This window comes from Bacillus sp. FSL E2-0195 (assembly GCF_038003645.1).
GTDB lineage: Bacteria > Bacillota > Bacilli > Bacillales > Bacillaceae_G > Bacillus_A > Bacillus_A mycoides.
In genome coordinates this window covers 2491701-2506578 of sequence record NZ_JBBOPN010000001.1, presented here as the reverse complement: position 1 = coordinate 2506578, position 14878 = coordinate 2491701, and the positions used below count along the sequence as shown (strand labels likewise).

The following is a 14878-nucleotide window of genomic DNA, read 5'->3' as shown; positions in this document are numbered from 1 at the left end:
ACTTATACAGCAAATCGGATTCAGATTTTTTTCAAATGTTCGTTTCCTCTTCAGGAGTAAAATCTGCTAGTTTCGTATTTTTTTTCTGCTTATTGGTTGCTTTCAACTAAATTCATCATAATTTTAATCAGGACTTGTATTTTATCACTCGAACCCTTGATGCTATCCCAAATCGCTCAATAAATAGATAATGATTTTTACTTTTCAACTCCACAAAGCAATTTTATCTCTTTAATTTGTTCTATATGACGCTGTTCATGCAAATAGATCAGTTCTATCCACTGATCAAGAAGTAATTCTCCAAGAGCTGGATGCGTCACTGATTTTTTCGCTAATATAGATTCATCTTCTATTGTACTCAGGAAACGCATCAATTCTTTTCTAGAGTCGTTTAACAAATCAACCATTTGCTGCACTTCAAATGGTTCTATACTTGGTTCAATCATTTCTGGGGCTATAAATTTTATCGATCTATCTAATAAAATAGTGTGAATTTCTTTACGCTCATTTAAGATACTATCCATCTTTTTTAATCCCGATGAAATAACTGTTATAACTCTCTCATCTAATAAAACTAAGTGATGACAAACTTGTGCTATACTCCATTTATCCTTATCTGGTTTCCTATTAAATTGAGCATCACTTAACAAAGTAATTTCCTCAAATAATTGATTTCTAGTTTCATAAAACGTGTCATTTACAAATGTATTCATGTGAATTCCCCTTTCGCTAGAACCTACATACTTAAATTCCTACGCTAGAAATATTCTCTATGGAAAAAAGATTTTCCTTCACTATTATTCCAATCCAATCTTTTCTTTCTTTAGTAGGTTCTCTAATTCATGCTGAAATGTATGAGTTCTCTCAACATCCTTGAAGATTTCCTTGAGGTTATTATGCGCTACAGCTACATCATAATACTTTCAACGGAATCCTTTCAATATAACTACATAAAACGTTCCTAATTATCAATCTAGCATTAAATATATGTAAAAAATCAACCTATTCATTCATTTTTAATGCTTATGTATGTACATTTGTTAATTTATTAGTTATATTATGGGTATTGAATGATTACGAAAAGTTAATAAATCGCTTGTATAACACCTTATATTTTTATATCCGTGAAAACTACAAAATGTATAAAATTCCATTTGTCAAATGAATTTAATGCGGAAGGAGGTTTGTGGTTACTTCATCGGGATATAATAATCAGTTTTGAACTGATAAAAATATAGGAGGCGACATAATGTTTCGTACGATTTCAAATTTCATGAGAGTAGCTGAGATAAGAAACAAAATTCTTTTTACACTAGCGATGCTAATTGTTTTTCGAATTGGCACGTTTATTCCAGTTCCTCATACTAACGCAGAGGTATTAAAAGTACAAGATCAAGCCAACGTTTTAGGTATGCTGAACGTATTTGGCGGAGGAGCACTGCAACACTTCTCAATCTTTGCTGTAGGTATCACACCATATATTACAGCTTCTATCATTGTACAATTACTACAAATGGACGTTGTACCTAAATTTACAGAATGGGCAAAGCAAGGAGAAATGGGCCGTAAGAAATCAGCTCAATTTACTCGCTACTTTACAATCATTCTCGCATTCATACAATCCATTGGGATGTCTTATGGTTTTAATAATATAGCAGGTGGACAATTAATTACAGATCAAAGCTGGACTACATACTTATTTATTGCGACAGTTTTAACTGCTGGTACTGCATTTTTACTTTGGTTAGGTGAACAAATTACCGCTAATGGCGTTGGTAATGGAATCTCAATGATTATCTTCGCAGGACTTGTTGCGGCGATTCCGAATGTCGCTAATCAAATTTATTTGCAACAATTCCAAAACGCAGGCGATCAGTTATTTATGCACATAATAAAAATGGTTTTAATTGGACTCGTAATTTTAGCGATAGTTGTTGGTGTTATTTACATTCAACAAGCTGTTCGAAAAATACCGATTCAATATGCAAAAGCTGTTTCAGGAAACAATCAATATCAAGGAGCAAAAAATACTCATTTACCTCTTAAAGTAAATAGTGCAGGTGTAATTCCTGTTATCTTTGCTTCAGCCTTTTTAATGACGCCGCGTACAATTGCGCAGCTCTTCCCTGATTCAAGCGTATCTAAATGGATAATTGCGAATCTTGATTTTGCACATCCATTTGGAATGACACTATATGTGGGTCTTATCGTTGCCTTCACATATTTCTACGCGTTTATTCAAGTAAATCCTGAACAAATGGCTGAGAATTTGAAAAAGCAAAACGGATATGTCCCGGGTATTCGCCCAGGTAAATCTACAGAACAGTATGTAACAAAAATTTTATACCGTTTAACATTTATCGGTGCGATTTTCTTAGGAGCAATTTCAATATTACCACTTGTATTTACAAAAATCGCTACATTACCACCATCTGCTCAAATCGGTGGTACAAGTTTACTAATCATCGTAGGTGTTGCATTAGAAACGATGAAGACGTTAGAAAGTCAACTTGTGAAGCGTCATTATAAAGGTTTTATAAAAAAAGTGAATTAATTACAAAAACACACTAGGATATAAAGACCTAGTGTGTTTTTTATTCTATAAAAATAAAACCCTCATTTTCTCGCTTCATATTTTTATCTTTATTTTAATTACCATAAAAGTAGCTCCTTTCTCTCACCTTCAATATATCCCTCGGTGGTTATAAAAAGTCTCAGCATGAATTTATCTATAATTAAATAGTCTGGTACAAAATCTTTTAATGTTATTACTTGCTTTCTAACAATTCTTTTGTCACCTTTTATTCCAAAAACTTTAGCTTCTAAATAATCAATTTCACCTAAAAATAAATCTATCCTTTGACATATAGGGATTCCAACCAATTCTTTAACTTCTGGTTATATTGTGTAAGTTGTCTATTACTATCGTGTAAAAAGAGATATTGAAATTCATTAACAATGTAGTTTGTAGACACAGGTATCATATTTTTCTTTCAAAAAAAACAGAGTGCCGCTCAACTAGCTCTCTGTTTTAAACTAATTATATTATTGCGTATGTAAAATACCTTGCAAAACAACTTCTAATCCCCAGCGGAATCGTTCTTCTCCACCAGATAACATATCTTCTTTTAGACTTACAATCATTGGATACCTTGCTGTATCTAAAGCCTCATACGAAGCACGAATTGGGTCAAGAGTGGTACCTTTTTCTTTGCGAGCTGTTTGTTCATATGCGACCGAAGCAGCATATAACAGTAAAATATCTACTCCCCATGCTGATGCTCTTGCATTAACTCCACCTTCATGTAATTGACGCAAAATCTGTTCAGTAAGGGCTAAAGAATTTGGCCCAATTGGAATTGTCATTAAAGCTAATTCTGCCATTCCAGAAGAGTCGAATAAAATTCGAAAATATGAATGTACAAGTGTAAATAGTTCTTTTTTCCATGGTTCATTTTTCTCATCTGTTATTTCAATTTTCCCTAGACCATAATCTAATACATACGCTCTTAATTCATCAGCATTTTTTACGTATACATATAAAGAAGACGGACCTGTATCTAATACTTTTGCAATTTTACGCATACTAAGGCCAGAAATACCTTCAGACTCTAATAGGTCATAAGCAGTCTTAACAATGATTTCCTTACTTAACGGTTCTTTTGCTGGTCGTGAACGACGACTAGTAATTGTATTCGTTTGCTCTTCCATAGTTCTCCTTTAGTAAATATATTTTTATTGTTGCTCATGAAGTTGATTCATAAGATTATACATTTTCATAGTAGCATCCTCCGAGAAACAAATCTCAAGATTATCATTTGACACTTCAGCGGATTGAGAAGAATAATCGTACATTTTTTCTTCGTAATTTTCAATTGCCTCGTTCAAATTATCATGTTTTACAATAGATAATGCAAGTTCTGCCGCATCACGCATCGCTAGATTCACACCTTCTCCAGCAAATGGAGACATTAAATGTGCAGCATCACCAATTAAAGTAACACCAGGCTTACTTTTCCAAGTTAGTCCAACAGGTAACATATAAATTCGTCTAGGAAAAATCGCACCATCTGCACATCTAATATAATTTTTAAGTGTTTCATCCCAGTCTTCGAAATATTGTAGAAGTTGATGTTTTGCTTCTTCTAAATTTTTAAATGGAATTCCACAATTATCAAGCCATTTTTTATCTATTCTAAAACTTAAATACACGCGAATACTGTCATCTCCATTTAATTGCGCAAGAATTCCTTTATGCTCCGCAAGTGCAAATACTTTGCCACGTCGATTAAATTTCGCCATCTGAGGATGATTTTTCGTTACATTTTTCAAATTCAATTCTACCATGCTAATACCAGTATATTGCGGTATAGAATTTGTGACAAGTGGACGAATTCGAGAGAAGGCACCATCTGCTGCTACCACTAAATCAACAGTGTCTACATGTCCATTTTCAAAATGAAGTTCATGTATACCATTTTCTACAGGAATGGCTTTTGTTAAGTTATAGCCCCAATGTATACATTGCGGATCAACAGAATTTAAAAGTAACTCACGTAAAGTGCCTCGATCAATTTCTGGACGATCTCCGCAATTAGGATCCGCTACTTCATCTAAATATATTTTCCCGTTCTTATCACATAAACGAAAATCTTCTCCCTCATATCTAGCAAGTTCATTAAATTGTTCTAACAATCCTGCTTCTTTAAGCGCCTCTTGTCCGGAATCATGATGAATATCTAATGAACCTCCTTGTTGCCGAATCCATGGTGATGTTTCTCTTTCATATACGACACATTTTAAACCATGTTTCTGTAATATACGAGCTAATGTTAAACCTCCTGGTCCAGCACCTATAATTGCAATACGTTTTTCTCCTTTATTTTTTCTTTCCATCATTTATCACACCTTATATTTTATTGAATTACTTGTTTTATTTATAACATAACGTACACTGTTCGTAAAGTACATCGTTCGTTAATTACTAAGCAAATTATGTTAAACTTAATGTGTAAAAATAAAAAGCATGTTACAAGTCAGTAGTAACATGCTTTTTAAGTTGATAAAGTAATAAACTTTTATTAACTTAATAGTCCAATGATTCCATTTGTATTATTTACATTTCTTTCTTCAATAACTTCCCTTGCTTAAAATAAACGCCCAGCGTAGAACGATTCGCTAAAAATACACCAATCAAGATTAAACAAGCTCCAATTCCCATTGCAGGATTTAATGGTTCTCCTAATACAAAATAACCTACAATAACAGCGATTAATGGAGATACATACAACCATGTTGATGGAAATATTGGATTTGTTTTTGATAAGAGCCAATAATATAAACCGTGCCCACCGATTGATCCTACAAATATGAGATATAAAATTGGCCATTGTACATTCCAAGATGTTAAGACTGTTAGATTAGGCTGTTCCATTACGATAGATACAATTAACAACAAAACTCCTCCATAAAACATTTGAATGCCGTTAATGAGAAATGGTGATACGTTAGGTAAATCTGAAAGTATCACTTTAGAACGAATAGAACCTATTCCATAAAACAACTCTCCTACTAATATAACAAGGCAAGCGATACTCCATATGAAAGTAAGTTCTTGATGCATGCCAGGTAAAGATATAAACAAAACTCCTGTAAGTGCTATAACTAAAGCAACAAGTTGTTCTTTTTGCAATTTTGTTTTATTTCTCTTTGATTGTAATAGCAAAATCATCATTGGGGCTGTTGCAGATAGAACTGCAGCTAATCCAGAAGAAATATATTGTTCAGCCCAGTAAAGGGTCGCGAATGTCATAAATGTTAAACAAAAACCAGCATATATAATACGTTTCGATAATAAGTAAGGCATAATATCCTTTCGCTTTAATTTAAAAATAATAATGAGAATAAGGCCCGCCAAAAAGAAACGAATTCCAGCTGAAAATAATGGTGGTGCCCCCGCTTCTATTCCAATTTTTATCGTTAAAAATGTCGTTCCAAAAATAATACATACTAAAATATAATTTAAAATGACCATTTTGCTTCCTCCTTTTTACTCTTGAAATGAGTATAGAGGATATGGTGTATAACAGTGTATCCGAGCATATAACAGTTGAATAAAAATATAGTTGATTGTCAGACTATTTTTCGCTTTAATTAAATTAAAAAGAAAAACAGGTGATTCTATGAAGATAGTACTACGTAAAGAATCCAACATACCATATTACCAACAAATTTATATGCAAATTGTTGAGAGAATTCAAAGCGGGATGCTTTCACATGGCGATTACCTCCCTTCTTTACGTTCTATGGCCGATGATTTGCAAATTAGTTTATTAACTGTTCGTAAAGCTTATAAACAGTTAGAAACGAAAAGTTATATACGAATTGAACAAGGAAAAGGTGCCTATATACATAAACGTGTGAACAAAGATTTCAAACCAATTCCATATCAATGGCAACAAACGAAATCCATTAATGTTATGCGTTCTCAATATGTAATGAACCAACATCGTAAATATTTTGATTTTTCACAGGCTGTCCTTTATCCACGTTTATTACCAAATCCGTTTCTTTCAGATGAAATGCACAAATTACTTAATAAGGATCAAATGATACTGGCAACATACGGACCTGTTCAAGGTGACAAAGAACTTAGAGTGGAAATAACAAACTACTTAAAAGAACACCAACAAGTAGTTACAGATCCATCTCAATTATTAATTACAAGTGGTGCCCAGCAAGGAATCGATTTAATCGCCCAAACATTATTAAAGCCTGGAGACATAGTGTTAGTAGAAAGTCCGTGTTATGGAGCGTCGCTTGATGTATTTGTTAATAAAGGAGTTCAAATTATCCCTGTTAGTCTTGATAACAATGGCATTCGCTCAGATTTAATCGATGATATTTGTCAAAGAAAGAATCCTGTTTTGTTATATGTGAATCCTACTTTTCAGAATCCAACGGGCACAGTAATGAGTAAAGAAAGAAGAATGGAACTTGTAGAACTAGCAGAGCTATATAACTTCTTCATTATTGAGGATGATTCTTTCGGAGAAATTTATTTTGAGGATTTTAAAATTCCCCCTCCAATAAAAAGCTTTGATACAAATGGTCATGTTATATATTTAAAAGGATTTAGTAAAACGTTAGCACCAGGTCTTCGCATCGCGGCACTTGCAGCTGAAGGACATATCTTTGAATGGTTATACGCTGTGAAGGCTTCGATGGATATTGGTAGCCCTTTATTAACGCAGAAAGCACTACTTCCTTTTTTACGAGCGGAACGAATGAAAAATCATTTAGAAAAATTACGTACAGCTTTACAAATTAGACGCGATTTAACAATTGATATATTATCTCCATTAAAAGAATTAGAATTTGAAATACCTAATGGAGGATTTAACTTATGGATTACACTCCCTCAGTTAATCGATCCTTTTACATTATTACAAAAAGCGAATGAAGTAGATGTTTCTTTTTTACCCGGCACAGCTTGTTTGTTAAGCCATGAAACTCAATATAATCATTTACGAATTAGTTATTCAATGTTAAATGATAAAGATATGTTGATTGGATTAGAAAGATTACATGATACCATTGCTAAGTTTAAATCAATGATTTAAACTCCAAAACAACAACTAACCTATTATTCACACAATAAAAAACCAACACTTTAAAATTTTATTAAAAGTCAAGATATAAGCTGAACCTATTATTAATAGTGAATTCTTATCTAATGTCATACATTAGATTTATAAAAATTAAAAGGATAGAAGAGCTTGAATAAATTCGCCCTATCTATCCTCTTTTTAAACACAAATGACTAATCATAGCGGACTTCGCTGTCACCAGAACCTGTATTGCTCTATTGCTATGCTCAAACTTTTTATTACTACTTGTTCAATAAGAGGTGTTTTCTTCCTGCATAAAATTTATTTTATAGGGAATTCATTATACTTATTAAAACAACAACATGATATAGACAAAACCAAAGAATAAACATAATGGACTATAGAACCAAGTGTCATATCTAGCAAACTGCGAATGTTTAATTTTTTTGAAAAATCCAACAAACTTAAAATCACCAATTGCCCTAACAATGAAAACTAAAGCACAGACAATACTTCCGATTTTAGATAAACTATTTGCTTTGAACCCCTGCAAATAACCTACTTGAACAACAATAATGACACTAGCTAATAGAATAAGAATGGCTACGAATAATGTTCCCCATATTCTCGGAGTAAAAGCAGGCTTATGTTCTCCCTCTTTTACTGGGATAACAGCAGCAGAACCCCATCGACCTCCAAAAGCCCAATAAATATGCAAAAAACTGATAAACCACAGAAGCCCCACAGCTACTACTATTAATAGTAATTTCATTTGTTCGCCCCCAATTTCGTAACTTCAAAGATAACATACACTACCGTATGTTATAGTGAAAGTATTGTCCCTTCAGGTTTTATAACCATATTAGGGACATTTATTATCGAATAATCAATTATGCCTCAGCATAATTGCGTCCGGAGGCTTTACTTTTTTCAGTGGATGTTTGGACACCCGCTGAAAGAAGTTAAAAGCTCAACCATTTTATCAATATCAAAATTAAGATTTGCTTCAAACCTTGTCATCCAGCCTACATACGTTAAATAGGCAAGTCTCGCTCGATCAACTGATTCAGTTTCGTCTATGCCCATTTTTTCATACAATTTTGCAACACAAGAAATTCTTTGTTCTTCTATATCTACTAAACGTGCTGCCACAACAGGATCGTATTTAGCCCAAGCATAAATACCATTCTCAATTTTTTTATCTCGATTAAAACTAATCTGTAATAGCTGTTCTAAAGAGGCATCCTGTTGCTCCATACTTTGAACAATCAGCTTTGTTGCATGTACTTCCCAAAAGTCGAGCATAGAATCTAAAAGCTCTTGATGGTCACGAAAATAGTGATAGAAGCTTCCTTTGCTTATTTTTAGCAATCGAGCAAGTGCTTCAATGCGAACTTTATGTATACCTTCATTAGCTAATTGTTGTAATCCTACTTTTATCCAGTCTTCTCTCGTTAATTGCATATTATCTCCCCAATAAAATACGGTAGCGTATGTTTTACGTTAGATTACTACTATTCTCATTTTTTGTCAATTATTCATTCTGTTTATTTTTATGAACTGTAATGTTGTTGTTAATCGTAATATTGATCGTCATCACCCTCGGTAAATTAGATAACACGAAAATCCCTTCAGGATTACTGAAGGGACTTTTACACGTTTGTGAAAAGTGCCTTTATGTACAAGAAGCGCTTTTCAGTCTAAAACTATTTTTTCAGATTGCATTGCTCTAGAAGCTTTTCTAGCATTTCCAAAGTAACTGGTTGTGCCTTAGTAGTTAGTTGATACCCAATCCGTCCATTCGTTTCTACAGTTGCTTGTTGTAAATTCTTGATTTCATGTATACCTTTTTCTCTCAGATGCATAAATAATTGTTGTTCTGACATTTTCGCGCGTAATAAATTCTTTTTTAAGATTTCTCCGTTTTCTATAACAATAATGCTATTTCCATTTAGAAACTTTTCTACTTTTCGTGATTTCAATTCAAAAAAATGAATAATAAGTAAAACACCCGCAAAAATAAACGCAGCAAAAATAGATGGGCCTACTTTCCTACTTAATATAGGTTCTACAATAATACGTCCTATAGAAACCACAATAATAATTTCAGCTCTCGTCATTTGGCTAACAGATTTACTACCTGTCAATTTTAAAACAATGATTCCAGTGAGGATTAAAATAATGCTTTCAAAAAGTATATTCATTACAGTCCAATCCTTTAATAGTGAATGTTACTAGTATTCCCATTAAAGGATTTTTATGATATTTTAAAGTATCCATTCACTTTACGTGCCTTATTCTTTGAAGCACCTCTCTCCCAGCTAGTAATGGTAAAGCATCAACTTTCTTCATTGCTTCTACTTGTGATTCGTTACGAATCATTGCATACACAGTATGACCTTCTTTTATTAGCATTGGTATTAAAGAACGTGCTGTTGCACCTGCCACAAAAATTTCCATATGTGTTTCTTCTTATTTTGAATATCATAATTGAGACGAGACATATATAAGCTATGTACAATAATCAATATGAAAGATTCATCTAAAATTAAAGCTATAATGTTGGCTAGCAACCAATAGTGATAACATGATAATTGAATTTGATGGATATGGAATTAATGAGTATGTTATTGGTCATAACTGTTCTATCAGTAAGTTAAAAAAATGTATTTTAACGTAAAAAATGAAGAGTTATCTAATGAGGAGTTTATAAATTTATTTTGTTTACGTTATCATTTTGAAAACATTCCAAAATCATTACAAGAAGACATTAAGACCGATGTCGTCATTGACTTAGATACGGACTATATTTATATCCCTAATAGATAACAATAACCCAGTAAACTAAAATGGTTTAATGTAACTTACGATTCAGACAAGAATTTAATAAAATAAGTAATTGCCCAAATAGAAGTCGCGAATTGAGTGACAAAATACATTGTCCATTCGAAAGAAGTCAGTTTTCTCTCTCGTTTAATCTTCTTTAAGTATCTGTAAAATATTAATGTACTCAAAAACATAAGTAATAAAGAGAATTGTTGTAAATCATCGACTATACGTACCGCCATAGACTCCATCACCCTCCTATACAAAATATAGACTATACTTTAAGGATATCATTTTTTTGGTAATGATTCCCTATATATTTAATGAAGTTAAAAAATGTTTTATGCGATATATGTGTACAGATAATAAAGTTGTTTAATTTTGTTCTTAGAAATACATTAATCGCCTACTCATAAATTTGATGGGCGATTATTATTTTTGTTTAATAATTGCTTTATTTCAATCACGACATTAATAATAGGTTTTGGTCTAAATGATTCTTGCAAGGAATCTCCTAATCTTGGACTTACTGATTTGGAAAAATAAAATTATTATGATCGTCTCAATTACCATTATTTTGGAGAACAATGTGCTATTATATATTCGTAATCAATGAAATAATAAGAAAGAAGGGGTAGTTGTGGAAACAAAGATTATAGAAACAGAGATGAAAATTGATTCGAAATCCCTTTTGGCTTTGGGATTATTAATTATTTCCGGGATTGTATATCAACTTTTCGCAGTGTTAGGAGATAATATACCTGAAGTATTGAGGATGATTTTTGAAGCTTTATGGAATCTTGTATTATGTGGAATTATAGGATACTATTTTTTAGGAAAAATATCATTAGAGCAATTTAAACATTTTAATTTCAAGACATTACTTTGGGGTTTGCCTTTAACAATTATCGTAGGTATGGCTTCCAACTTAATATTCAGTTACATTTTTGAACCTGCAACTAAAAATTCCGTTGCTGAAGTAATAAGTATTTCTATGATTTTATTCCGTGTACCCTTTATGTTAATGGGTGAAGAGTTGATTTGCACTAATATAATTATCGCATTACAAAAATTAGGATTAAAATTTGGCACGGCATCATTAATATGTAGTTTGTTGTTCGCTTTGTGGCATATTCCAGCTTATGGTTTTGTGCCAATGCAGTTATTACTAACTATAATCCCAATTAGATTAGCACTAAATTATATATGGAAAAATTCAAAAAGTATTTGGGTAAGTTGGATTTGTCACTTTATTTTTGACTGTATTTCATTTGTACCAATGCTTTTTAAATAACCATTTTATTTTTAAAAGGACTTTATTATTTGCGTATTGTATAAAGAACAAGAGCACTCAGCTATTGAGTGCTCTAAAAACATTAATTTTGATTCAAAACATTCTCCTCAAAATATTTCCCCCAATCTGGGCGTCTTCCATCCATATCTGTAAATCCATACTCTCTTCCTAATTCCCATGAACTTAACGCTCGTCCCGTTTTTTCATGAACATTTGGATCACTTGCTAAAGCTGCTACTGCTCTTCCAACAAAGAAAGGAGTTTCTGATGCGATAAAATGAGGGTCTTGTTTAGCTCCTTCTCGCCAATTCTCCTCTGTTACACCAAATATATCTAACATCGCTTCTGAACGAAGGAATCCTGGACTAACTGCGACAGCTGTAATATTGTGTTGTTCTAAATCTTTCGCCATAGCTTCTGCTAAATGAATTGTTGAGACTTTTGCTAAACTATAGTACAAATTACCTCGATATTGATAATCGACTCCATCTGTAATTTCAATAACAAGTCCCATTTTATTTTTCACCATTAATGGTACACCGTAATGGCTTGTCATTATATGAGAATGAACAGCTCTTTGTTGCATAAGTAGTCCGTTATGTAGGTTGTGTTCCCAGAAAGGTTTCTCCCATTCTGTTAAAGGATCGCCGCCCCAAACATCGTTTACTAAAATATCAAGCTGTCCATTTTGTTCGTCTTGAATCTTTGTAAATAATGCTTTAATATCTTCTTCTACCGTATGATCAACACGAACTGCGATTCCTTTTCCGCCTTGCTTTGTAACAAGCTCTGCCGTTTCTTCAATCGTTTCAGTTCTTCCCATACAGGATAAATTCCCTTTTGTACTTCTTCCTGTTACATATACAGTTGCACCGGCTTCACCAAGCATCATCGCAATACCTCTTCCGGCGCCTCGTGTTGCTCCGGCCACAACTGCTATTTTACCTTGTAATGGTTTCATGTGATTCTCATTACTCTTTATAATCAAGTATAATTATTTTCGGTACCCCGTTCTGATTTTAAGAAGGGGTTAAAATAATATTAATTAAATTTGATTAGCATTGCACCCTATGCCTCGTTGTGCAGCAGCGAAGTTCATGCTTTTTTGTTCGAAATTAGCACATCTAAATAGTGCTGATTGTACATAACGCCTAATATGTTTCCGAAGGGATCAACTACGGAAGCCGTGATGAATCCCACGCCGCGCTCTGTAGGTGCCTCATACTCTTTTGCTCCCATAGACAGTAGCTTATTGAAAGTTGCTGTTACATCATCAACATGCCAGTACACTATAGAGCCAGATGGGCCAGTCACTGAATCAGCTGGCGCATAACGGCTATCGATTAAACCTAGCTCGTGTTGGTAATCGCCAATGCGAAATTCGGCATATCCTGGACGTTCAAAGTATGGTTCACTTCCTAATAGGTCAGCGTACCATTTCTTTGCGGCTGCTAGATTATCTGTCCAAAAACTAACTGTAGTTAGCCCTCGTAATGTCTGTGTATTGCTCATAATCGATCTCCTCCATAAGGTTGAGTAATATTTCCACATACTAAAACGAAATAACACCTTCTGAATTACCTTTAATTCACATATAAATAACCCATTCTCTTATCCATATTCAAGAAAATGCCCTTTTAATGGCAGATCATGAACGTAACGATTTTTTTGTAATTAAACAATAATATTGTGAATCAATAAGAGCAATACATACAAACAAGGCTATTCTATTCAAAACACGCCCCCTCATAATTTTTATTCTTTTTTAAACTGAAAATCCACACGGTTCGTTCGTTTTATTTCCCCAATTACTTTGCCAATCCCTTCTTCAATCTTTTCTTCTTTTACATTAGATACATTTAACTTTAACAATCTCTCTTTATGAAAGTTACTTAAATAATTTTTATCAATAGAATCTATGCTTATTTGACTCTTGCTTAAATTTTTAATAAATGTGTCCGTGACTATATTTTTTTTCAACTGTAAACAAGTGTGTATTCCAATTGGATCTACTGTTCTAGAAGTAAACAAATGTGGATTTTCATTTTGAACACCTTCTACTACTGCCGCTAGTTTTTTTGACCTATTGTAGTAAGATGCTTTTATTTTATGTTTATGCCGATCAAACATTCCGCTCTTTATGTAAATTTCTAAAGCAGCTTGCGAAATCATAGGACTATCGATATCTAAAATCTTTTTATACTTATAAAAGGCATCTGCAATGGATTGCGGGATGACTGCAACACCGACTCGCAAACCAGGAAAGATGATCTTCGAATAACTTTTTAAATATATAACATGATTACAATTATCTTGGCTGTAAAACGGATCTACTTTTGAATCAGTTTCTAAATCTGCTAAATAGTCGTCTTCTACTATAAATACATTATATTTCTTCGCAAGTTTAATAATCTTTTCTCTCTCTTTTTTAGAATACGAAGTTCCAAGTGGATGATGAAATCTTGGAGTTGTATAAAAGAATTTAATTTTTTCTGTGCTGAATATCTTCTCTAGTTCATTTAAATCTATCCCTTCATGTGTACGCTTTATTCCGATCACAGAGATCTTATTTATTTCTACATATTCAATATATAAATGATAACTTGGCTGCTCAATTAGTATCGTTTCGTTTTCATTCGGAAATGGTATTGAAGTTAATATAGCAAGCGCCTGCTGCACACCTGACGTTATAAATATATTATCTTCCTTTGTGAAAACTTGATAGTTTGCTAACTGTTTTTGCACAACCGAAATTAAAGATGGTAACCCTTTCGGTGTTCCGTATATAAACAAATCATTCTTATAGGTATCAATCGCTTTATTAATGCAATGCTGAAAATCTAAGTATGGAAAAACATCTGGATCTGGGGCCGAAGAAGCGAAATCAATAATCTCGTTACTTTCTACGTAACTTCCAGATTTCTTAACAACGTAGTATCCACTTTGAGGTACAGAATAAATAATATGACGCTTTTCCAATTCATGCAGCGCTCGTATTACAGTCGCCTTATTACATTCATATTGTGTAACAAGCGACCGTATAGACGGTAATTTCTTTCCTTCTTTTATCTCACCATTTTGAATCATACTTTCTAAGTCGTTCAAAACATGTAAATATTTATACATCATTACACCTCCTATTTTTTTG

The 14878-nt window shown here is 33.0% G+C and carries 15 protein-coding genes and 2 pseudogenes; 4 read left to right on the top strand and 13 right to left on the bottom strand.

Annotation, left to right across the window (positions count from 1 at the left end; genetic code table 11):
* Nucleotides 1-197: 197 nt before the first annotated feature.
* Complete coding sequence (locus tag MHH59_RS12810) at nt 198-713, bottom strand: DinB family protein (RefSeq protein WP_003189443.1); 516 nt, start codon at nt 711-713, stop codon at nt 198-200.
* A 536-nt stretch (nt 714-1249) separates the two neighbouring features.
* On the opposite strand from MHH59_RS12810, the gene secY reads away from it, so the two are divergent.
* Entirely contained in the window at nt 1250-2554 is a 1305-nt protein-coding gene (gene secY, locus MHH59_RS12805; RefSeq protein WP_002069884.1) for a preprotein translocase subunit SecY, read from the top strand.
* A gap of 98 nt (nt 2555-2652) precedes the next feature.
* Here the strand turns inward: secY and MHH59_RS12800 are convergent, their stop codons facing one another.
* The 4 genes from MHH59_RS12800 to MHH59_RS12785 form a co-directional block, all read right to left on the bottom strand.
* Nucleotides 2653-2883, bottom strand: coding sequence for a hypothetical protein (locus MHH59_RS12800; protein ID WP_232294824.1), 231 nt, complete (start codon nt 2881-2883; stop codon nt 2653-2655).
* Between the two features lie 162 nt (nt 2884-3045).
* Nucleotides 3046-3711 carry a TetR/AcrR family transcriptional regulator gene (locus MHH59_RS12795; protein WP_003189440.1) on the bottom strand — a complete coding sequence of 222 codons (666 nt, stop codon included), beginning with the start codon at nt 3709-3711 and terminating at the stop codon, nt 3046-3048.
* A 24-nt stretch (nt 3712-3735) separates the two neighbouring features.
* Nucleotides 3736-4899, bottom strand: a complete 1164-nt coding sequence (locus tag MHH59_RS12790) for an FAD-dependent oxidoreductase (protein ID WP_340851336.1) — start codon at nt 4897-4899, stop codon at nt 3736-3738.
* Between the two features lie 217 nt (nt 4900-5116).
* Entirely contained in the window at nt 5117-6034 is a 918-nt protein-coding gene (locus MHH59_RS12785) for a DMT family transporter (protein WP_340851334.1), read from the bottom strand.
* Between the two features lie 148 nt (nt 6035-6182).
* On the opposite strand from MHH59_RS12785, the gene pdxR reads away from it, so the two are divergent.
* On the top strand, nt 6183-7622 hold the full coding sequence (gene pdxR, locus MHH59_RS12780) for a MocR-like pyridoxine biosynthesis transcription factor PdxR (protein ID WP_340851333.1): 1440 nt from the start codon (nt 6183-6185) through the stop codon (nt 7620-7622).
* 337 nt (nt 7623-7959) lie between these two features.
* Here pdxR and MHH59_RS12775 read toward each other — a convergent pair whose 3' ends face one another.
* The 4 genes and pseudogenes from MHH59_RS12775 to MHH59_RS12760 all read right to left on the bottom strand — a co-directional run bounded on the left by MHH59_RS12775 (nt 7960) and on the right by MHH59_RS12760 (nt 10070).
* Entirely contained in the window at nt 7960-8382 is a 423-nt protein-coding gene (locus tag MHH59_RS12775) for a DUF3995 domain-containing protein (protein WP_340851331.1), read from the bottom strand.
* 158 nt (nt 8383-8540) lie between these two features.
* Nucleotides 8541-9074 (bottom strand): TetR/AcrR family transcriptional regulator, encoded by a 534-nt coding sequence (locus tag MHH59_RS12770; RefSeq protein WP_061690182.1) that lies wholly within the window; start codon nt 9072-9074, stop codon nt 8541-8543.
* Nucleotides 9075-9316: 242 nt separating this feature from the next.
* Complete coding sequence (locus MHH59_RS12765; RefSeq protein WP_002085380.1) at nt 9317-9814, bottom strand: DUF421 domain-containing protein; 498 nt, start codon at nt 9812-9814, stop codon at nt 9317-9319.
* Nucleotides 9798-10070, bottom strand: a pseudogene (locus MHH59_RS12760) (hypothetical protein). Before MHH59_RS12760 ends, MHH59_RS12765 begins: the two are co-directional and overlap by 17 nt.
* A 127-nt stretch (nt 10071-10197) precedes the next feature.
* Here MHH59_RS12760 and MHH59_RS12755 point away from each other — a divergent pair.
* Nucleotides 10198-10439: pseudogene (locus MHH59_RS12755) on the top strand (hypothetical protein).
* Between the two features lie 35 nt (nt 10440-10474).
* On the opposite strand, the gene MHH59_RS12750 reads toward MHH59_RS12755, so the two are convergent.
* Complete coding sequence (locus MHH59_RS12750; RefSeq protein WP_000290880.1) at nt 10475-10678, bottom strand: hypothetical protein; 204 nt, start codon at nt 10676-10678, stop codon at nt 10475-10477.
* Between the two features lie 398 nt (nt 10679-11076).
* Between MHH59_RS12750 and MHH59_RS12745 the strand changes: the two genes are divergently transcribed.
* Nucleotides 11077-11730, top strand: coding sequence for a CPBP family intramembrane glutamic endopeptidase (locus MHH59_RS12745; protein ID WP_340851330.1), 654 nt, complete (start codon nt 11077-11079; stop codon nt 11728-11730).
* A gap of 82 nt (nt 11731-11812) precedes the next feature.
* Here MHH59_RS12745 and MHH59_RS12740 read toward each other — a convergent pair whose 3' ends face one another.
* The 3 genes from MHH59_RS12740 to MHH59_RS12730 form a co-directional block, all read right to left on the bottom strand.
* Entirely contained in the window at nt 11813-12691 is an 879-nt protein-coding gene (locus tag MHH59_RS12740) for an SDR family oxidoreductase (RefSeq protein ID WP_002168316.1), read from the bottom strand.
* A gap of 134 nt (nt 12692-12825) precedes the next feature.
* Entirely contained in the window at nt 12826-13242 is a 417-nt protein-coding gene (locus tag MHH59_RS12735; protein WP_002127537.1) for a VOC family protein, read from the bottom strand.
* Nucleotides 13243-13485: 243 nt separating this feature from the next.
* Nucleotides 13486-14856: an aminotransferase-like domain-containing protein gene (locus MHH59_RS12730; RefSeq protein ID WP_016127033.1), complete on the bottom strand. Its 1371-nt coding sequence runs from the start codon at nt 14854-14856 to the stop codon at nt 13486-13488.
* Nucleotides 14857-14878 lie beyond the last annotated feature (22 nt).